This window comes from Methylobacterium sp. 2A (assembly GCF_009806555.1).
GTDB lineage: Bacteria > Pseudomonadota > Alphaproteobacteria > Rhizobiales > Beijerinckiaceae > Methylobacterium.
This window is the reverse complement of the sequence record NZ_VUOK01000052.1, coordinates 135,925-155,764: the sequence shown is the minus strand read 5'-3', so window position 1 is coordinate 155,764 and position 19,840 is coordinate 135,925. Positions and strand designations below refer to the sequence as shown.

The 19,840-nt window shown below is 70.2% G+C and carries 18 protein-coding genes; 9 read left to right on the top strand and 9 right to left on the bottom strand.

Features of this window, described 5'->3' with window-relative positions; genetic code table 11:
* Window positions 1–801 precede the first annotated feature (801 nt).
* Together FVE89_RS23495 and FVE89_RS23490 are read left to right on the top strand one after the other, a co-directional pair.
* Window positions 802–2,523 (top strand): EAL domain-containing protein, encoded by a 1,722-nt coding sequence (locus FVE89_RS23495; protein WP_160536678.1) that lies wholly within the window; start codon window positions 802–804, stop codon window positions 2,521–2,523.
* Between the two features lie 23 nt (window positions 2,524–2,546).
* Entirely contained in the window at window positions 2,547–3,434 is an 888-nt protein-coding gene (locus FVE89_RS23490; protein ID WP_160536677.1) for a BLUF domain-containing protein, read from the top strand.
* A 112-nt stretch (window positions 3,435–3,546) separates the two neighbouring features.
* Here FVE89_RS23490 and FVE89_RS23485 read toward each other — a convergent pair whose 3' ends face one another.
* Window positions 3,547–6,594, bottom strand: coding sequence for an autotransporter domain-containing protein (locus FVE89_RS23485; RefSeq protein ID WP_160536676.1), 3,048 nt, complete (start codon window positions 6,592–6,594; stop codon window positions 3,547–3,549).
* Between the two features lie 661 nt (window positions 6,595–7,255).
* Here FVE89_RS23485 and metB point away from each other — a divergent pair.
* On the top strand, window positions 7,256–8,416 hold the full coding sequence (gene metB / locus FVE89_RS23480; RefSeq protein ID WP_160536675.1) for a cystathionine gamma-synthase: 1,161 nt from the start codon (window positions 7,256–7,258) through the stop codon (window positions 8,414–8,416).
* A 9-nt stretch (window positions 8,417–8,425) separates the two neighbouring features.
* On the opposite strand, the gene FVE89_RS23475 is transcribed toward metB, so the two are convergent.
* Window positions 8,426–9,193 carry a hypothetical protein gene (locus FVE89_RS23475; RefSeq protein ID WP_160536674.1) on the bottom strand — a complete coding sequence of 256 codons (768 nt, stop codon included), beginning with the start codon at window positions 9,191–9,193 and terminating at the stop codon, window positions 8,426–8,428.
* A 265-nt stretch (window positions 9,194–9,458) separates the two neighbouring features.
* On the opposite strand from FVE89_RS23475, the gene FVE89_RS31350 reads away from it, so the two are divergent.
* The 4 genes from FVE89_RS31350 (at window position 9,459) to FVE89_RS31340 (ending at window position 12,387) form a co-directional block, all read left to right on the top strand.
* Window positions 9,459–9,824, top strand: a complete 366-nt coding sequence (locus FVE89_RS31350; RefSeq protein WP_246731146.1) for a hypothetical protein — start codon at window positions 9,459–9,461, stop codon at window positions 9,822–9,824.
* Window positions 9,773–10,498, top strand: a complete 726-nt coding sequence (locus FVE89_RS31345) for a phytanoyl-CoA dioxygenase family protein (protein WP_342389736.1) — start codon at window positions 9,773–9,775, stop codon at window positions 10,496–10,498. Before FVE89_RS31350 ends, FVE89_RS31345 begins: the two co-directional genes overlap by 52 nt.
* A 138-nt stretch (window positions 10,499–10,636) precedes the next feature.
* Window positions 10,637–11,617, top strand: coding sequence for a hydroxyacid dehydrogenase (locus tag FVE89_RS23465; protein ID WP_160536673.1), 981 nt, complete (start codon window positions 10,637–10,639; stop codon window positions 11,615–11,617).
* Between the two features lie 29 nt (window positions 11,618–11,646).
* Window positions 11,647–12,387 carry a hypothetical protein gene (locus tag FVE89_RS31340; RefSeq protein WP_246731145.1) on the top strand — a complete coding sequence of 247 codons (741 nt, stop codon included), beginning with the start codon at window positions 11,647–11,649 and terminating at the stop codon, window positions 12,385–12,387.
* 72 nt (window positions 12,388–12,459) lie between these two features.
* On the opposite strand, the gene FVE89_RS23455 is transcribed toward FVE89_RS31340, so the two are convergent.
* Window positions 12,460–12,873, bottom strand: coding sequence for a hypothetical protein (locus FVE89_RS23455; protein WP_342389734.1), 414 nt, complete (start codon window positions 12,871–12,873; stop codon window positions 12,460–12,462).
* 137 nt (window positions 12,874–13,010) lie between these two features.
* Window positions 13,011–13,949 (bottom strand): LysR family transcriptional regulator, encoded by a 939-nt coding sequence (locus tag FVE89_RS23450; RefSeq protein ID WP_160536672.1) that lies wholly within the window; start codon window positions 13,947–13,949, stop codon window positions 13,011–13,013.
* Window positions 13,950–14,050: 101 nt separating this feature from the next.
* On the opposite strand from FVE89_RS23450, the gene FVE89_RS23445 reads away from it, so the two are divergent.
* Entirely contained in the window at window positions 14,051–14,659 is a 609-nt protein-coding gene (locus tag FVE89_RS23445) for a YceI family protein (RefSeq protein ID WP_160536671.1), read from the top strand.
* Window positions 14,660–14,853: 194 nt separating this feature from the next.
* Here FVE89_RS23445 and FVE89_RS23440 read toward each other — a convergent pair whose 3' ends face one another.
* The 4 genes from FVE89_RS23440 to FVE89_RS23425 form a co-directional block, all read right to left on the bottom strand.
* The gene (locus FVE89_RS23440; RefSeq protein ID WP_160536670.1) at window positions 14,854–15,432 is read right to left on the bottom strand and encodes a GNAT family N-acetyltransferase; all 579 of its coding nucleotides are present in this window, start codon (window positions 15,430–15,432) and stop codon (window positions 14,854–14,856) included.
* Window positions 15,432–17,777, bottom strand: a complete 2,346-nt coding sequence (locus FVE89_RS23435; RefSeq protein WP_160536669.1) for an Orn/Lys/Arg decarboxylase N-terminal domain-containing protein — start codon at window positions 17,775–17,777, stop codon at window positions 15,432–15,434. Before FVE89_RS23435 ends, FVE89_RS23440 begins: the two co-directional genes overlap by 1 nt.
* Before the next feature lie 93 nt (window positions 17,778–17,870).
* A complete protein-coding gene (locus FVE89_RS23430) occupies window positions 17,871–18,077 on the bottom strand; it encodes a hypothetical protein (RefSeq protein WP_160536668.1) in 207 nt (68 codons plus the stop codon).
* A gap of 66 nt (window positions 18,078–18,143) precedes the next feature.
* Window positions 18,144–18,887 carry a hypothetical protein gene (locus FVE89_RS23425; RefSeq protein ID WP_342389733.1) on the bottom strand — a complete coding sequence of 248 codons (744 nt, stop codon included), beginning with the start codon at window positions 18,885–18,887 and terminating at the stop codon, window positions 18,144–18,146.
* Window positions 18,888–19,003: 116 nt separating this feature from the next.
* Between FVE89_RS23425 and FVE89_RS23420 the strand changes: the two genes are divergently transcribed.
* Window positions 19,004–19,255: a hypothetical protein gene (locus FVE89_RS23420; RefSeq protein WP_160536667.1), complete on the top strand. Its 252-nt coding sequence runs from the start codon at window positions 19,004–19,006 to the stop codon at window positions 19,253–19,255.
* A gap of 13 nt (window positions 19,256–19,268) precedes the next feature.
* Here the strand turns inward: FVE89_RS23420 and FVE89_RS23415 are convergent, their stop codons facing one another.
* Window positions 19,269–19,787, bottom strand: a complete 519-nt coding sequence (locus FVE89_RS23415; protein ID WP_160536666.1) for an SRPBCC domain-containing protein — start codon at window positions 19,785–19,787, stop codon at window positions 19,269–19,271.
* Window positions 19,788–19,840: the final 53 nt, after the last annotated feature.

The following is a 19,840-nucleotide window of genomic DNA, read 5'->3' as shown; positions in this document are numbered from 1 at the left end:
CACGCCAGGTCTCTCGACCCGGCCGCAAGGACAAACGCCGCCCGCGTCTCCCTTCCTCAATCACAACTTGTCAAAGATCAGTAATCACTCTCGTAATTACCTTTCGAGGAGAAGTCAAGCACCTTGGCTTTCGCCAGATCTACTTTTCTAAACCTCGGGAAGTCCGTCCGACCCGGGCCGTTTTGCTTCGGCACCGCGTCGGGAGGCGCCGTATAGGCTGACCCCGACCCCCCTGTCAACCGACCTTTTCCCGGCGAAGGAACCGCCCGCGGCAGCCCCTCGGAACAAGGTCACTCCCGCCAAACACGACAGCGCGTCCCGAAGGCCGGCTGCACGTGCTTCGATGAGAGGCATCCATCCCTCCGCCGCACCTGGATCAGGCTCCGGCACGCCGACGCCCCGCCGGAGCGGGTATGGTCGACTGAAGGGTTGGAGGTTTCGGCGAACGGCGTTCCGTCGCTGCCGATGGACCCGATATGGCGCAGTCGAACCGATTCTGCAAGGCTCGGGATGTCGCGGGGCTGTCCCATGCGTGCCAGGGCTGGCTGCCCAAGCGCCGGCCGTGACCGGGCCGCCACCTTCGGTCGAAGGCCCCGGGTCCAGCTGTCTCGCGGCTGCCGCGATCGCCCGGCTCCGGCGACCGCTCGCCGGCAATACTCGAAACCGGACGGCTCTTTACCCCGGCTAACCTATGTCAGGTTGATCAGCACCGGTAATGAAACCGGAAGTTAGGATCTCTGACGATAGAACCGCTGGGTTCTCCGATCACGGGCCCTGCCCGGCAGACCCAAGGCCTCGTGCATGAGCGCGGATTTTCAGCCCGTCTCCGCTGCCAGCCGGACCACGGGGCTCCCGGGCCGTCCGGATCCCGGGGGGCGCGACACCCTGCTTCGCTATCTCGATGCGGTCCGGCAGGGCCTGCTGATGATCGACCGATCCGGCTCGGTCGTCGTGGCGAGCGCGTCGGCGCGGCAGATCCTGTCCAGCCTCAACGTGGCTCTGCGGGAGAAGGCCCCCGCCCTGCCGCTCCTGCGCCTCCTGCGCGGCGAGACCCCGCAGGCCCGCCGCGCGATCCTCGATACCCTGCGCCACGCTCTCGACCAGCGGCAGCCGCGCACATTGGAAGTCCGGTGCGCCGACCACACGGTGCAGGCGGAGCTTCAACCCGTGGCGGGCGGAAGCTGGGTGGTGACGCTGGAGGATGTCAGCACCCGCAAGGCGAGCGAGGCGCGGGCCGACGCGATGGCCCGCCTCGATCCGCTCACCGGCCTGCCGAACCGGCTGCTCCTGCGCGAGCGCCTCGCGGAGGCCCTGGCGCGGCTGGTCCGGACCGGCGAGGCCTGCGCCCTGCTGCTGATCGACCTCGACCGGTTCAAGCCGGTCAACGACACGCTCGGCCACCCGATCGGCGACGCGCTGCTGGAGAAGGTGGCCGACCGGCTGCGCTCCACCGTGCGGCCGACCGATACGGTGGCGCGGATCGGCGGCGACGAGTTCGTCATCCTGCAGGCCGGCGTGCGCGATGCCGCCGGCACGCAGGCGCTGGCCCGCCGGATCGTCGACCTGATCGGCCGGACCTACATGGTCGAGGGCCACCTCCTGACCATCGGGGCGAGCGTCGGCGTGGCGCTGGCCCCCGAGGACGGCGCGGATGCCGACAGGCTGCTGAAGAACGCCGATCTCGCCCTCTACCGGGCCAAGCTCGACGGGCGCGGCACCTACCGGTTCTTCGAGCCCGAGATGGATGCGCGCATGCAGGCGCGCCGCAAGCTCGAACTCGACATGCGCCAGGCCCTCGCGCGCCGGGAGTTCCAGCTGCACTACCAGCCGCAGCTGCAACTCGAGAGCGAGAAGCTGATCGGCTGCGAGGCGCTGATCCGCTGGCGCCACCCCGACCGGGGGCTGGTCTCCCCCCTCGACTTCATCCCGCTCGCCGAGGAGATCGGGCTGATCGTCCCGATCGGGGAATGGGTGATCCGTCAGGCCTGCCGGGACGCGATGACCTGGCCGGCGCACATGTCGGTGGCGGTGAACGTCTCGCCCGCGCAGTTCAAGAGCGACCGGCTCGTGGAGACGATCATCTCGGCGCTGGCGAGTTCGGGGCTCCCGGCCCGGCGGCTGGAGGTGGAGATCACCGAGGGCGTGCTGCTGCAGGAGAACGACAAGACGCTCCAGACCCTGCACCGGCTGCGGGAACTCGGCGTGCGCGTCTCGATGGACGATTTCGGCACCGGCTACTCGTCGCTCAGCTACCTGCGCAGCTTCCCCTTCGACAAGATCAAGATCGACCGCTCGTTCGTGAAGGACCTCGCCACCAAGCCCGACGGCGAGGCGATCATCCGCGCCATCGCGGGGCTGGGCAAGAGCCTCGGCATGACCACGGTCGCCGAGGGCGTGGAGACGCCCGAGCAGATGCAGCGCATCCGCCTGGAGGGCTGCACCGACGTCCAGGGCTATCTCATCAGTCGCCCCGTCCCCTCCGAGGACCTGCTCCAGGTCTTCGCCGCCTATCCGCAGGCCTGATCCCCTTCCCCGGACGCATCGCCATGACCGACCTCTACCGCCTCGTCTACGCCAGCAAGAACCTGCTCCGGGGGCCGGAGGCCGAGGTCACCGCCGAGGTCCGGCAGATCCTGGACGCCTCCCGGCGCAACAACGAGGCGGTCGGCGTCACCGGCGCGCTGATGTTCAACGGGGGCGCCTTCGCGCAGGTGCTCGAAGGCCCGCGGGCCGGCGTCGAGGCCACCTTCGAGCGGATCCAGCGCGACCTGCGCCACAGCGACGTGACGGTCCTCCAATGCGGCCCGACGGAGAGCCGCGGCTTCGCGAATTGGTCCATGGCGTTCGTCGGCCAGTCGGCCGGCGGGCAGGCCCGGTTCAGCGGCCTCGCGGCCGAGAGCGGGTTCGACCTGTCGCGCCTCGACGGCGACCGGGTCTTTTCGATGCTGCACGGGCTGGTGATGGAGGAAGAGGGCCTCCCGGCCCCGGCGGCCGCCCCGCCGGCTGCGGCGTCGCGCACGGTCGCGGCGCTCGACGTGGTGCAGGTGCGCGCGGAGATCGCCCAGCTGCGGCCGGAGGCGGTGGCACAGGCGCCGGTGCCCGCATCGGCTCCGGCCGCGGCCCCGATCCGCGCCGCCGCGCCACGGGATGGGACCGAGGCCGCCCTCCACGTGCTCAAGGCGGCGCTCGCGAGCGAGCGGGCGCGCACCACCGAGCTGCGGGCCGAGATCGACGCCCTCCGGATCGCCCTGGCCTCGGCCGAGGAGCGGATCGGTGCCGTGCGCGGCGAGCGGGACCTCTGGGCGGGGCGGGCGCGGCTTCTCGCCGACGCCATCGCACGGGAAGCCGACGATGTCCGGGCCGCAGCCCATGGGCCGGTTGCGACGCGGGACGGGGCTCGTCCCGGAACCGGCTCCGACAACATCGCCGCCTGATCGCCCGGACGCCGAGACCGGGATCGTCGATCGGGCGGATCGGTTCCAGCGCGGATGTTCGGCCGCCCCGCGCAGGCGCGACGGCCGGAGCCTTTGTCGTGACGGCCACGCCTCAGAAGCGGTACAGGAACGCCCCCTTGACGGCATGGTCCTGGGATGCCGTGCCGATCTGCCCGGTATAGGAGATGCCCAGCGACGTGGCGGTCGAGACCTGCAGATCCACGCCCGCCGAAGCCACAAGCGCGTCGCGGGCGATCGGAAGGCCCGCGGTGACGAAGCCCGGCCCGGTCGCGAAGGCCACCCGCGCGGCTGGGATCACGTCGCCGAACGCACGCCGGTAGCCGATCAGGCCGTGCAGCAAGAGGGGCGATTCGGAAGCCTGGTCGAGGCTCGCCTCGCCCCGCAGGCCGGCGGTCAGCGTCGGAATCCCGGCATTCCGCGCGGCCCCGGTCAGCGCCGCGCTGCCGCCCGTCTCGGCGAAACGATCGCGCGCGATGTCCACGTAGGCGCCGCCCACGAAGGGTTCGAGGGCGGCCGAGATCGGCGCATTGAAGACCGGCGGCAGGGCGCCGAGCGCGATCCGGTAGCCGAGTTCGCCGAAGCCCTGGATTGTCGAGCCGCCGTAGCGCGCGGCCTCCGTCTCCGTGAAGCCCGGGACCGCGACGGTGCGGCGCAGGTTCAGGCCGTCCGCGGCATAGGCCGCCCCGACACGCAGGGCGAACGGACCGGCCGCGTAGCCGCCGTAGACGCTGCCGAAGCCGCCCTCGATCGTCCCCGAGACGCGCTGGCCCGCCGTGTCCAGGCTGGTCGAGATGTAGCCGGCCGCGACGCCGAACGTCAGGCCGTTCTCGCCCCGCATGTCCGCGCCGAAGGCCAGCCCGGCCCTGTCGCGGCCGAGGCTGGCCGCGTTCCCATCCGTTCGGGTTCGGCCGAAGCTGCCGAAGCCCTGGCCCCACAGTCCGAAGGCCTGCGGGTCGAGGATGCGCATCGGTACCGGCGTCACGGCAGCGGGCCGGCCGGGCAGGTCGGCGGTGTAGCTGGCGGCCAGCGTGCCGAAGTCGCGCGCTGCCGGGGCGGCGTTGCGCAGCCGGTCGAGAACGGTCTCGCGCAGGAAGGCCGCGGTCTCGTAGGCGGCCGAAACCGTGCTGGCGTGGACGTCGCCCGACAGGGCGCCGAAGGCCGTGGCGGCCTCGTCGGCGCTGAGGCCGATGGTGCGGGTATAGGCCGGACGATCCGGGCCTCCGGCCTGGATCGCCGTCGCGGCGGCGGCCTGGTTACGATTCCGGGCGACGCTGGCGAAGGGCAGGTCGTTGCGCGTGAGGATGAGATCGACCTCTCCCGGGTTGTAGCGCAGGGTCGGGGTCAGGAAAGCGAAGTTCGAGGTGACGCCCGCGAACTGACCCTGAACACCGCCGCGGGCCGTGAGGATCGGGTAGAGCGTGCGCGGCGCGTAGGTGCCCTGGGCCGCCAGGACCTGAACGGTACCGCCCGCCAGGCTTGCGGTGTCGGCGGCGACGATCCGGTCGGACTGACCGGCCGCGTTGGCCTCGATCCGGACGGTCGACCCGGGCGCGAAGGCGACCGGCCCGGTGGCCGTGAGGGTGCCGATGGAATTGCCGGGGGCGACGATGGCGCCGCCGAGCGCCTGGATGCCGCCGACCGTGCCCGATCCGCCGAGGATGGCGCCGGGGCCGACCGTGACGACGGAGTTCGCCAGGGAGCCGTTGACCCTGAGCATGCCGCCGAGCACCGTGGTCGGACCCGAGAGGCTGCTGGTGCCGGTGAGCGCCAGGGTGCCGGCGTTGATCTTCGTGAGCGTGCCGGTCCCGCCGATGGCGTTGGCCATGCTGGCGTCGGTCGCTTGGTCGAGGACGAGGTTGGCGTTGTCGGTGATCGGACCTGAGCCGAAGGCCTGGGCGTGCCCCACCAGGGTGCCGCCCGCGACGGTGGTGCCGCCCGCGTAGCTGTTCGTGCCGGTGAGGACGAGGGTGCCGGTGCCCGCCTTGGTGAGCGAGCCGGCTCCACCGATGTCGTTGCCGAAGCTGTCGAGGGCCGAGAAGCCGCCCTTGGCGGCATCCATGGTGATGGTGACGGGACCGTTGAACGCCCCGTAGCCGTCCGCCGCCGCGAACAGGTTCAGGCGCGCCCAGCCGGTGCCGGTGTCGAGGGGCTGGCCCGACGCGATCTCGGTGGTGGCCAGCACGTCGCGGCGCTGCGCGGCTGTGAGGTAGGGGAAGCGGGTCGCGAGCAGCACCTCGGCGCCTTCCGGCACGACCGGCGGCAGGTCGGTGCGGCCGACGGGCGCGAGGCCGTAGGTCAGGCTCGCCGTATAGGCCGCCTTGTTCCGGGCCTTGTCGCTGTAGGCGCTCGGGTTGGCGTTGGCGCAGTCCAGCAGGCTGACACCGCATTGCGCCTGGATGAACGCGTGCAGCGCCACGGCACCGTCCGAGACCCGCTTGGCGAAATCCTCCCCGGGCTGGAGGTAGCCCGGCGTGTTGTTGAGGAGATGGACCACCTCCTCGGTCGCCAGGATCCGGCCGGCGATCACGTCGAGGGCGTAGTGCACGCCCAGGATGAGGCGGCTGTTCTGCGATTCCGCCGAGCGCGCCAGCAGCGGCTGATAGAGTTCGGGCGCCATCACCGCGTAGAGCAGTGTCTGGACGTTCGCGTTCATCGCGTGGCCGCTCGGGTAGGATCCCGAATTGTACGTGCCCGCACCATAGCGCGGATCGAGGTGGATCTGGTCGTTCACCTGATACGGCCGCGGGTTGCCCTGCGGGTTGGGGACGCCGGGCGTCGTCAGACCGAACACGCTGCCGTAGGTGTTGATCTGTCCATAGTAGATCCGCAGCCAAGTCGTGTCGTTGCCGACCCGGGTTGAGCCCATGCTGTCGACGAAGCGCACGACCCCGTAGCCCGGCGACGCCGGATCGTTGAAGGCGCGGAGCATCAGGGCGTTGATCTTGGTTCCGAAGCCCGCATAGTCGAACAGGGCGGCATCGTAGACCGCCTGATCGAGCCGTTCCTTCGAGGGGCTTGCGTTGAACCCGACCGTGACCTGCAGGGCCTGCTGATAGGTCGATCGCGGCAGGTTCAGGAACCCGCTCAAGACGTCGATACCATCCTTCTGCGGGACGGTCTGGGCCAGCGCCGTACTCATCAAAGACATCAGGCTCACGAGGGAGCCAACCGCGATCTGCCTACGCATCGTCCAAGCTGTACCGTTCGGCGAATGGAATGCCCTGCGCCCGCGCGTCGCCCCCCGTCTCAGTTATCACCCAAATTACCGATCGATTGATGTGCTTAAATCCAGACGAACCTCGAGTCTTACGTCGATATTATTTGGTTCTCTGCGGTCTCTGTGGCAATTCGGGAAAAGACAGCGCCTCATAGTTCGGTACCAATAACAAAAATATGACACTCTCAGATAATTAACTCTAGATATATTCGGCGTCTTGCGCTGAATAAAAACAATGCGCCCAGATATTCAGAGTTAATTGCGTCTTCGAGAAAAAATTGAGATTATTTATTCCATCACGCCGTTATATCGACCGCAGAAGAAAAATTTTTCTCGCCGAGGCACCTATATTATTTGCGATTCATCCGCCGCCGGTCCGTCAGCTCAGGTTGAGCCGGGCGACCCAGCGGCCAATTGGCTGCTTCGGCGCCGGCAAGGCGTGGTATGCCTCGCCCACCGCATTTCTCCACTGGAGAGGCGCGACCGCATGTCGTTCTCTTGAAAGACGGATACGTCCTGTTTAAAGAACGGCCCGCGACCCGAGGCAGGACTCGGGGCCGCGGATCGGCCTGGAGGAAAGTCGATGTCAGACGGATTCGCGGCTCGCACCGTCGCGGCGGCCAACGGCGTGGCCCAGGATACGGCCTTCGGGGCGGTCATCGCGCCGATCCACCTGTCGACCACCTTCAAGTTCCCGGCCTTCGAGCAGCCCGGCCCCTACGATTACTCGCGCCTCGGCAACCCGACGCGGGACGCGCTGGCCGACACGATCGCCAAGCTCGAAGGCGGCGCCCGGGCCGTGATGGTGGCGAGCGGCATGGCGGCGCTCGACCTCGCGCTGTCGAGCCTGCGGCCCGGCGACCTGCTGGTCGCGCCGCACGATCTCTACGGCGGGACCCATCGCCTGCTGAGCTTCCGCGCCGCAAGGGGCCATTACCGCGTCGACTTCGTCGATCAGACCGACCCGGACGCCCTCGCGGCGGCTTTGGCCAAGCGGCCGAAGGTCGTGCTCGTCGAGACGCCGAGCAACCCGCTGATGCGGGTGGTGGATGTCCGGCGCGTCACCGCCGCCGCGAAGGCCGTCGGCGCGCTGGCGGTGGTCGACAACACCTTCCTGTCGCCGGCCCTGCAGCAGCCGATCGCCCTGGGGGCGGACCTCGTGGTCCATTCCACCACGAAGTTCCTCAACGGCCATTCCGACGTGATCGGCGGGGCCGTGATCGCGGCCGACAAGGCGGTCGGCGAGGACCTCGCCGCCTGGGCGAACACGATCGGCGTCACCGGCTCGCCGCTCGACGCCTACCTGACCCTCCGGGGCCTGCGCACCCTGTTCGTGCGGGTCGAACAGCAGCAGCGCAACGCCGGTCGGATCGCCAGCTTCCTCGACGCGCATCCGGCGGTGAGCCGCGTCCACTATCCGGGCCTGCCGTCCCATCCCGGACATGCCCTCGCCAAGGCGCAGCAGGCCGGCTTCGGCGCCATGCTGAGCTTCGAGCTCGCGGGCGGCCTTGAGGCGGTGCGGGCCTTCGTCGGGGCCGTGCGGGTCTTCACCCTCGCCGAGTCCCTCGGCGGGGTCGAGAGCCTGGTCGCCCATCCGCCGACCATGACGCATGCCGCGATGGACCCGGAGGCGCGGGCGATCGCCGGCATCACCGATGGGTTGCTGCGGCTGTCGGTCGGCCTGGAGGCCGAGGACGATCTGCTGGCCGATCTATCCCGCGGCCTCGCGGCGGTGGGCGGCTGAGCGGGCCGCTCAGCCCTCCTCGATCACGCTGAACCCGGACTCGTCCTCGATCACCCGGAAGCGGGAGAGCCGCAGGGTCTGGGACCGCTCCGCGGCCTCGTCCCGGCACTTGAGGACGTGGACGGCGCGGTTGACCACCTGGAGATTCGGCGCGCCCCAATAGGCGAGGAGTTCCGGCCAGGGGCGGGTGCGGTGCTCCCGCCAGACTTGGTAGAGCGGCAGGGCATGGTCGACCTCGGCCGTGCGCAGCAGCCGCTTGCCGGAGGTGGCGCAGCGATGCCGCTGACGGAGCTTCAGCGCCCGGACCTGCGCGTGCGGGGCGAGCCAGAACTTCCAGGCCGCGACACAGGCCGCATGCCAGCCGGCCCGGGCGTTGGGTGCGCCGCCGCCCCAGAGATCCCGGTGCCAGCCGAACCGGTAGACCGGCTGGCCGCAGATGCAGCAGGCGCCGCGGCCGCGGGCGAAGGCGGGATCGCGATAGGGGGCGGGCGGCGTCCGGAAGCTGCCGGCGCGCCCCTCACCCGAGCCATTGCGGTCGAGCTGCCACGTCCAGCCCTCCGGCGTGCCGGAGCGGGCCGCCAGGGCGCGGGCGAGCCGGTCGGCCCGGAGGATGTGGTTGCGCCAGTAGCTCTCGACGGCGAGCCGTGGCGTCGGCGGGATCAGGGGTCGCGACAGGGCGTGCCGGAGGACCGGAGCCGGGAAGATCGGCGGCAGCGCCCGCTCCAGCCGCGCCCGGGCCTGCCCGTTCCGTAGGGTGCGCCACTGCGATGTCGTCATGCCGGGCCGGTGCTACCAAGCGGCGGCCCGCGTGGCGATGACGCCGCCGCCACAGGATCGTGCGGGCCGGAGCGCTGTGTTTCCCGTGAAACACCGGCGACGACCGGGGCAACCGCCGGATCGGCACCAGCCCTCGATATGGGGCCGTCCAAAAATCCGCCGCAATGTATAACAACTCTTCTCTCTACGGTGGATCACCGCCTAACACTCTTTAACATTTCAAAGATTCGCGGCCGATCGGCCTGTTCTACTGGTGGAGAGCGACATGGCATCGTTCGGGCGGGTGGCGATGGTGCCGCTCTGGGTGGCGCAGCTCGCCACGGGGGCGAAGTCGTTCGTCGACAACCCGATCCTCGGCTCGGAGCGGCTCAACCGCGCCGGCCTGCACACGCTGCGGGTGCGGCTCGCCCATGCCATGGCGGGCCTGCGCCGCCGCCAGCTCGCCCATCTGGTGAGCGCCCAGGACCGGGCCGACTTCGCCCGCGACGGCTTCATCAAGCGGGCCGACTTCATGCCGGCCGACCTGCACAGGGCGGTCTACGCGGAGGTGACCGGCGCACGGCCGAGGGCCGCGAGCAGGTGCAGGGCGACACCGTCACCCGCCGCATCCCCCTCGATCCGGAGACGCTGAAGCGGATGCCGGCCATGCGCCGTCTCCTGGCGATGCCCGAATGGAAGAACCTCCTGCGCTACGTGGCGAGCTTCAACTGCGAGCCGATCCTGACCGTGCAGACGATCCTGTCGCACGTCACCGACGCGCCGCCGGACCCGCAGACCAACTTCCACATCGACACGTTCCACCCGACCATGAAGGCGTGGCTGTTCCTCACCGACGTCGCCGCCGACGAGGGGCCGTTCACCTATGTGCCGGGCTCGCACCGCCTGACCAAGCGGCGGCTCGCCTGGGAGCGGCGCACCGCGATCAACGCGGCGAGCGGCCTCGACCGGCTCAGCGGCCGGGGTTCGTTCCGGGCCAGCCCCGCGGAGCTGAAGCGGATGGGCTATGCCGATCCGGTCGCCTTCGCGGTCCCGGGCAATACGCTGGTGGTGGGCGACACGGTGGGCTTCCATGCCCGCGGCCCGTCCCTGCGGCCGGCGGTGCGCATCGAGGTCTGGGCCTACGACCGGCACAACCCGTTCCTGCCGCTCGCCGGGTTCGATGTCTGGTCGCTCATGGGCCTCGCCCGCTGGCGCACCCGGATCGAGTGGTGGCTCCTCGACCGGCTGGAGCAGCTCGGCCTGCGCAAGAACGTCTGGCGCCCGGTGGGGCCGCTCACCGCCGACGCCCCGCCGCGGATCGTCTGAACGGCCTGAGGGGTTCCGCTCGACGCGCGGCCGGCATGGCGGGAACGCCCGTTGCCTCGGCGCAGGGTCGGTCCTAGGACGATCGGGTTCCCAGCGCTCGAACCCGGCCTCCCCGGTCGGCCAAGGATACCCTGCCCCGTGATCACCGGTCCGTGCCTCATCGTCCAGCCGATCCATGCGGCGGGCCTCGACCGGCTGCGCGCGGCCGGTCTGGAGCCGCGCCCGGCCCGCGGCACCGACGCCGAGACCCTGGCCCGCGACGTCGAAGGCTGCGTCGCCGTCATCACGCGCAACACCGGCTTCCCGGCCGAGGCCATCGCGGCGGCGGCGGACCTGCGGGTGATCGGCGTGCACGGCACCGGCACCGATCACGTCGCCAAGGCGGCGGCGACCGAGGCGGGCATCGTGGTGGTCAACACGCCCGGCGCCAACGCCGTCTCGGTGGCCGAGCAGACCCTGGCGCTGATCTTCGCCCTGGCGAAGGCGCTGCCCGGGGCCGACCGGTCGGTCCGGCAGGGCGACGACAGCTTCAAGTTCACCGCTCGTCTGGTCGAACTCGCCGGCCTCACCCTCGGCCTCGTCGGCTTCGGGGCGATCGGACAGGCCACGGCCCGGCTCGGCGCCGCTCTGGGCCTGCGGGTGCTGGCCTACGGGCCGAGCCGCCCGGAGACGGATTTCGCCACCGTGGGGGCCCTGCGCGCCACCTCGGTGGAGGCCGTGCTGGCGGAGGCCGACATCGTCTCGCTGCACCTGCCGCTCACCGCCAGCACCAGGGGATTGATCGGCCGCGAGCAGCTCGCCCGGATGAAGCGGGGCGCCTTCCTCATCAATACCAGCCGCGGCGGCCTCATCGACGAGGCCGCCCTGGTGGAGGCCCTGGAGGCCGGCACGATCGCCGGCGCGGGGCTCGACGTCACCGCGCAGGAGCCGCTGCCCTCCGGTCATCCCCTCGCCCGCCAGGAGCGGGTGATCCTGACCCCCCATGTCGGCGGCTCCACCGAGGCCGCCCTGATCCGCACGGCCGAGACCGCCGCGGCCCGGGTGGTCGACGTGCTGGCCGGCCGGCACCCGGGCGGGCTGGTCAATCCGGAGGTCTGGGATCAGCGGCGCGGCGCGTGAGGCGGCGGGCGCCGGCATGACGCCAGAGCATGGAAGCCATGAAAATGCGCGATGCGCCTGTCTTCCAGCGCATCACGCCATTGCCTACCGCATTGCGATATCCTATCTGTGCATTGCGGGACGGCGATGGCGTCGCCCTCCCGCTGCCCTTCTTGGGCGTTTCCTCCCTAGACTTCGGGCCGCTCCTTCGGGAGTGGCCTTTTTTATTTTCGGATCGCGGCCTGGCGACGGCGCGTCGTCAGAACTCGCCACAGCAGTCAAGCGGAACCGGGAGCTTGACCGCACGTTTTCCCGTCATGAAATACGCTCGCTCTGCCCTCGCAACCACGGTCCTTGCCGTATTCGGGCTGGGCGTGGCTGTTCAGAATCTGCATTCGCACGATCGCGACGGGCAGGTGCGGTCCGCCGCGGCCGCCGCATCCCTGGTCACGCCGGTGGCCTGGACCGATCCGCCGGCGCGCCGCACCACCGAGACGACCGGGACGCTCGCGTCGCCGTCGCCGGTACTCCTGCCCACCGCGACTCCGCCGGCTCCCGCTTCGGCGACCGCCGAACTGCCCCGCAGAAGCACCGCGCTCCATCGCGGGAAGGGGGCGGAGCGGAATCGATCCCGGGTCGCCCGCCTGCATCGCTCCGCCCGGGCCCACACCGCCGCGGTCGATCCGGCCGCGATGCCGCAAGCTGCGCCGCAGCCCGCATCGGAGGCCAGCCGGCGGATCGACCCGATCGGCGACATCCTGCGCGGTCTCGGATTCGGCCGCGACAGCTGACCCGAGGCGCCCAGTCCTTTTCGTGATCCCATCCCGATCCGCAGGCCGGCGGCCATCGTTCGGGATGAGGCTCTACTGAACGTGGATGGTGAGCTTCATCTTCGGATGGATGCCGCACTGGATCACGAAATCCCCGGGCTCGACCAGCGTCAGCCGCGTCTCGGTACCGGGCTCCTGATCGCCAGCGTCGAACGAGAACCGTTCCGCCTCGATGAAAGCGTGGTGGGTCAGGCTGTCGTCGCCGTTGCGCAGGGTGATCGTATCGCCCTGGCGGAGATACAGGTCGGTCGGCGCATAGTGCCGCCCTTTCTGCAGCACGATCCGGACTGCGCTCGACAGGGTCGCCCGCGCTATTTCCGGTGCCACGCTGGAGCCCGCGAGGGTCAGCGTGCCGACGATGAGGAGAGAGCGCAGGCACCTGCGGCGAGGAGGCATGATGGCGTCCGCGATGGTCTTGAACGGCCCCGACCGACCCGGATCGCTCACGGGGTGTCGGGCTTGTTGCACCGCATGGTGACGGACGCCCACCAACGAAATGATATCGCCATCGCTATCATTTTATCGAATTTCTAAAATCTGTTGCCTCATTATTTCATGTGTTTGATCATAGACAGTATTGGCGCCTAAATCCTGGGCTCGCGCGTGCAGTCGTAGACTGCCAGGGCGGCGCTCACGTGGTCGCGGAACACCCGGACCCGGGCCGGCAGGTCGCGCCCGGCCAGGGTGACGGCGCGCAGGGCCGCGCCGCGGCTCGCCCAGGGCGCCAGCACCCGCCGGAGCTGGCCCGCCGCCACGGCGCGGGCGGCCACCAGGGTGGGGAGATGGCCGATCCCGGCGCCCGCCAGGGTCAACCGGTGCGCGGTGGCGAAGTCGCTGACCCGGATCGCCGGGCTCACGGAGAGCGGCTCGGTGCGGCCCCGTCCGTCGGTCAGCGCGAGGGCCGCCGTGCCGAACCGTTCGCGGGCGAGGATCAGGTCGTGATCGTGCAGGGCGGCGAGGTCCGCCGGGGCCGGCCGGCGCAGCAGGTAGGCGGGGGCGGCATAGAGGCCCGCCGCGAGCGTCGCCAGGACGACGGCCCGGTAGCCGGTCTCCTCGGCGCTGCCGAGCCGCAGGGCGAGGTCGATCCGGTTGGCCGCCAGATCGAGGCGCGCATCGGTGTTCAGCATCTCCACGGTGATCTGCGGATAGGCTTCGCGAAAACTCGCGATGATCTCGGGCATCACCTCGATGCCGAAATCGATCGAGGTCGTGATCCGCAGGTGCCCGGCCGGCACCGTGCGGGCGTCGCGGGCGGTCTCGGCGGCCTCGTCGAGGAGCGTCAGGCTCTCCTGCGCCTTGGCGTAGAAGGCGAGTCCCTCGGCGGTGGGCGAGACCGCCCGGGAGGTCCGCGCCATCAGCCGGGCGCCGAGCGCCCGCTCCAGCCGGGAGATCCGCCGGCTGACACTGCCCTTGGTCTCCCGCAGGCTGGCGGCGGCCGCCGTCACGGTCCCGAGATCGACGACCGTGCAGAAGGCCCGCACGTCGTCGAGTCCTCCGCGAAACGTTTCCGTTCTGGCAACCATGGGGTTCCGGATAGCAGGCTCAACCCTGGCCGTGAACGGCGCTACAGGGCTCCGACGGCGCGCCGAATCGCGCCCGACCGTTGCTCGTGTGGGAGATCCCCGTGAAGTCGCTTCTCGCCTCCGGCCTTCTGGCCCTCCTGATCGCCACGCCCACCCTGGCCCAGAGCCCCGCGACGCGTGACCCGGCCCAGATCCAGGCCGGCACCTACGCGGTCGATCCCAATCACACCCAGGTCGGCTGGCGGGTGTCCCATATGGGCTTCTCGAACTACGCGGGCGGCTTCTCGGACGCCTCCGGCACGCTGGAGCTGCAGCCGAAGAACCCGGCCGCCGCGAAGCTTTCGGTGAAGATCCCGGTGGCCTCGGTGACGACCACCAGCGCCAAGCTCACCGACGAGCTGAAGGGCGACCAGTGGCTCGACGCCGCGAAGTTCCCCGACATGACCTTCGTGTCCACCAAGGTCGTGCCCACGGCGAAGGACCACGCGAAGGTGACGGGCGACCTGACGCTCCACGGCGTGACCAAGCCGGTGACGCTCGACGTCACGCTGGTCGGCGCCGGCGTGAACCCGCTGAGCAAGAAAGTCACGGTCGGCTTCGAGGCCACCGGCACGCTCAAGCGCTCGGAGTTCGGCGTGAAGACCTACGTGCCGCTGATCGGCGACGAGCTGCACCTCACCATCGCGGGCGCCTTCGAGAAGCAGGATTGAGGGCGGGCTGACGGCCGCGGACGGCTGCTGTCCGGAGCCGTTGCGCGGGCGTCCTCTGCTTTCGAGAACCAGGACGAAGGCCCCCGCCTCTCCCTCCCCCCTCTGCGGGGGAGGGAGAGGCGCGGTGCCGTCCTGCCTTTTCCAAGGAAACCGGCCCCAGCAAAGACCAGCCGCGCCAGCGGCGCAACAGTCCCCTACCCCGGCCGGTCCTCCGACCCCGTGCCCAGTGCCCGCTGGACCATCACGCTGTCGGCCCAGTGGCCGTACTTGAACGCCACCGCCCGCAGGTAGCCGACCCGCTCGAAGCCGCAGGCCTCGTGGAGGCGCAAGGAGGCCTCGTTCTCGGCATCGATATAGCCGATGATCTGCCGGTAGCCGCCCGCCGCGCAGGCCTCGATCAGCGCCGGCAGCAGCCGCCGGCCGATCCCGGCATGCAGGTGGTCGGGATGCACGTAGATCGAGTGCTTGAGCGTGTAGCGGTAGGCCGGGCGCTTCCGGAACGGCACCGCGTAGGCGTAGCCCGCCACCACGCCGCCGCGATCGGCCACGAGATGCGGCAGGCGCTTCTTGCGCATCGACTTGCGCCGCCGCTTCAGGTCGTCGGGGAGCAGACGCGCCTCCTCGAAGGCCCCGACATCGCCCACGCCCTTGCCGATATGGTGCTCGTAGATCGCCACCATCGCCTCGAGATCCGCGTCCGAGGAGGCGCGGATGACGATGTCGGGGCAGGGCCGGGATGGGAGCGGGCCGGGGGCCTCGACCTCGATCTCCATCAGGCCCCCTCGCGCACGACATAGGTGTGGAAGCGGATCCGCCCGTCCGGATCGACCTCGCGGTAGACGCCCTGGATCTCGGCCTCGAAGCCCGGGAACAGGTTGGCCGAGGCCTCGAACATCTTGAAATAGTCGAGCATGGGCTTGGCCCGCTCGTCGAGCCGCTCGCCCGGCAGAACCGTGCCGATGCCCGGCGGATAGACCAGCATCAGCGTGGTGGCGATCCGACCCTCGGCCTCGGCGATCGGCACGTAATCCACCTTGTTGCGGGTCAGCATCTGGGCGGCGCGCTTCGGGGGCATCACCATCTCGGGCAGGTGCTCGGGGGCGAATTGCCGCCGCTGCAGCGTGGAGGTGCCGGCCTCCCGGTGGAAGGCGTGGAACTCGCCGCAGAGGTCGCGCAGGCGCACGCCCCGGTAGCGGTTCGGCCGGCGCGCGACGAATTCCGGCATGGCCTCCTCCAGCGGGACGTTGTCGTCGTGGAGCCGCTTGAAGGCGACGAGGCCCGAAATCAGCGTGCCGGCCTTGGAGGATTCGACCCCCGGGGTCAGCAGGAAGAGCAGCGAGTTCAGGTCGTTCTTCTCGGCGACGATCCGGTTCTCACGCAGGTATTGCGCCACGATCGGTGCCGGCACGCCGTGCTCGGCATAGGCCCCCGTCTTCCGGTCGAAGCCCGGGGTGAGCACGGTCAGCTTGTTCGGGTCGGTGATGGCGTAGCCCGGCGCCACATGGGTGAAGCCGTGCCAGCGCGCGCCGGGCTTCAGCTCCCAATGGCGCGGCGTGGCGGCGAGTTCGTCGGTCGGCACGCTCTCCCAGGGCACCTCATCGCCGTCGGCGTCCTTGGTCACGTCCGGCACGAAGGGGTCGAAGAACCAGCGCCGGGCCGGATCGCGCTCGTTTTCCTCGAATTCCCGCCGGATCGCCCGGACCTTCTTGCGCCACTCGATCCCGAGCCGGATCGTGTCGTCCCACAGGATCATGCCCGAGCGCCCCTTCATCATCTGGGCGCCGACATCGAGGGAGGCGAACAGGGGATAGAACGGCGACGTGGAGGCGTGGACCAGAAAGCTCTCGTTCAGCCGCTTGTGCTCGACCCGCCGGGTCTGGCCGCGGATATGGCCGTCGCGGGTGTGGATCTGCGAGGCCTGGCTGAAGCTCGCGAGCTGCTTGTGGGTCGATTGCGTGGCGACGATGCCGGGCGAGGTCTCGTCGAGCCCGGTCAGCCCCATGGCGAAGCGGCGGGCGTAGAGCGGGTGGAACTTCATGAAGCCCGCCCAGGCCTCGTCGAACAGGATGTAGTCGCAGAGATGGCCGATCTTCTCCAGGATCTCCTGGGCGTCGTAGATCGTGCCGTCATAGGTGCATTGCTCGATCACCGCGACGCGGAACGGCCGCTCCCGGCGCCACGCCTCCGGATCGGTCACCAGCGGGTTCCGGCGGATTTTTTCGCGAATCCGCGTTTCGTCCAGGGCCTCGTGGTAGATCGGGCCGATCAGCCCATAGGCATTCCGATCCGTTTCCAGAAAAATCGGGATGCCGCCGCCGAGGAACAGGGCGCCGTGATGGGCCGCCTTGTGGTTGTTGCGGTCGAACAGGACGAGGTCGTCCTCCGCCACCAGGGAGGACAGGACGATCTTGTTGGAGGCCGAGGTGCCGTTGAGGACGAAGTAGGTCTTTTCCGCCCCGAAGATCCGGGCGGCCTCCTTCTGGGCCTTCAGCGCCGGACCCTCGTGGGTCAGGAGGTCGCCGAGATCGAGGACCGAATTGTCGAGGTCGTCGCGAAAGATCGCCTCGCCCAGATGCTCGACGAAGATCCGGCCGATCGGCGAGCGGTTGTAGAAGATGCCGCCGTTGTGGCCGGGGCAGGTCCAGAGCTGGTTACCCTTCTCGGCGTAGTCGACCAGCGCGCCGAAGAACGGGGTCTTGAGCGTCTCGGCGTACTGCGTCACCCGGCTGACGAGGCCGCGGGCGATGAATTCCGGCGTCTCCTCGGCGAGGAAGATGTAGCCGTCGATGAAGTCCAGGAGCTCGACCGGGATGTCCTCCAGCCGCTTGCGGCGGACCATGATGACGATCGGCATCTCCAGGCCGCGCTTCCTCATCATGTCGATCAGGGCGGCGGCCTTGCCGTCGAGGCCGCGCTTGCCCCAATCGACCACGAGGCAGCCCACCGCCGCGTCGGTCTGGACGGCGATGGCCGCGTCCTCGACCCGCCGGGCGCGCACCACCTCGAAGCCGCGGCTCTCCACGGCCGCCACGATCTGATTGACGCGCGCGCCCTCCAGGTCGTCCGGATCGAAGGCCGGCGTGCACATCAGGACCGTGAAGCGACGGTGGAAGTCCATGGAGCCCTCTCTGCCGGGGATGCAGCGCGAGGCTTTCTGGCCGGCCCGTGACGATTGGATGACAGCGCTGGGCCGGGGCGCGGAATCGGCGGATCAGGCCCCGCCCGACCGGCCGTCATGCCCGATCAGCCGCTCGACCTCGGCCAGGGCCACGGCGCGCGCGGCGTGCTCGGAGGCGTGCGGACGGTACGAGCCCCGGACCAGCTTGCCGCGATCCCGGATCGCCCAGGTGAAGCGACCCGGATCATGCCGGCTCGGCCTGACTTCAACCGTGTAGAGATGCCCGCAATTCGCACCCATGGGCTGAATGTGCGGGAGACCGCGCCGCCGGTACAGGGGGTGCGACCGTGAGCGGCAGCAGGCGACCTATCGGACCCGCCTCACCCGGCCGGCGACGGCCTGCGCCGGCGCATCGTGAGCCGGCGCGGCGAAATTGGCGACCTTCGTCCCGAGCCAGACCACGTGCTTGGGCCCGCTGCCCCGGCCGCTGGCATGGACGCGCTGCTCGTCCACCGCGAAGCCGGAGCGTTGCATCCGGCTCTTGAACTTCCGGTCCGGCGCCCCCGACCAGACGCCGAGGATCCCGCCCGGCCGCAGGGCCCAGCGGGCGCGCTTGAGGCCCCAGGTGTCGTAGAGCCGGTCGTTCGACCGGAGCATCAGGCCCTCCGGGCCGTTATCGACATCGAGCAGGATCGCGTCGTAGCGCTCCGGCCCCGCCTGGATCAGGCGGTTCACGTCGGCCTCCTGCAGGTCGACCCGTGGATCGTCCAGGCAGCCGGCGAAGACATGCGCCAGCGGACCCCGCGCCCAGGCGATCACCGCCGGCACCAGCTCGGCCACCACCACCCGCGCCTCGGGGCCGAGATTCGCGAGCGCCGCCCGCAGGGTGAAGCCCATGCCAAGGCCGCCGATCAGGATCCGGGCCCGGGGCCGGTCGGCGAGCCGGGCGCAGGTCATCGCCGCGAGCGCCACCTCGGAGCCGCTGCGGCGGTTGTTCATCAGCTCGATCGTATCGGCCAGGATCGCGAACTCGTCGCCGCGCCGCATCAGGCGCAAGGGCGTGCCGCCGCCGGGCACGGATCCGGTGTCGAGATGAACCCAGGGTATCACGGGCAGCGTCCTCGTCTGGCGCGGGAGTGCCGCGGGGGCGCGGCCTTTGCGCGCCGCACGCCCCCCGCGCGTCGCAGCGGCTTGCCGCGACCAATACCGGCGGCGTATCAGCACCTATGGCCAAGCGTATCAAGTCGAGACCGCAGGAGCGGGGCTTCGTGATGTTCGATGTCGTCTATACCGACGGCTCCCGGGCCTCGAACCGGCGGGTGCCGATGGAGATCCTGGGGGGGCTGGACGGCGACGAGCCGGCCCGGCAGCTCATCCTCGAGCAGGAGGCGGAGATCGCCCTGAAGGCGGGGCGGCCCGGCCGCGAGATCCAGAGTCTGACCCGCTCGCCCATCGTCAAGCCGAAGCCGGTCGACTGAGCGGGGCCGCCGGTCAGGCCGTCTCGGCCGTCCGGCGCGCGACCTCGTCCCGCAACGCCGCGTTCATCTCGGCGAACCGGGCCTGCATGCGGGCCCGCAGCCAGGGGAACAGCACGGGGGCGAGCCAGCCCGCGAAGGTTTCCGCCTGGACGAGGTCGACGCCCTGCCGGGTCTCGGCGATCCGGAACGCGTGCGTGCCGATGATCAGGGGTGGCGTCGCGATGCCGCCGCGCCAGGTCAGGCACCGGCCGGGCTCCCAGCCGGTCACCTGCACGCACACCGTCCGGTAGGACCGGCCGTTCAGGGTCAGCTCCAGGCGCCAGCGCGCGCCCGCGCGCCGCTGCCCCTCGGCCTTCCGGATGAACGGATTCCAGTCCGGATAGGATTCGAGATCCGTCAGCACCGACCAGACCATCCCGGCCCGGGCGGGAATCGCGATCGTCGTGCTGCTGACCCGGCCGGCCGGGCGGTCCTTGCCGGCTGCCCCCTTGTCGACGGTTCTCTTGTCGACAGTCCTCTTGCCGACCGTCATGCGTCCCTCCCGCGCCTGTCGTGAAGAACACCCCTGGACCGAAAACGGTGCGG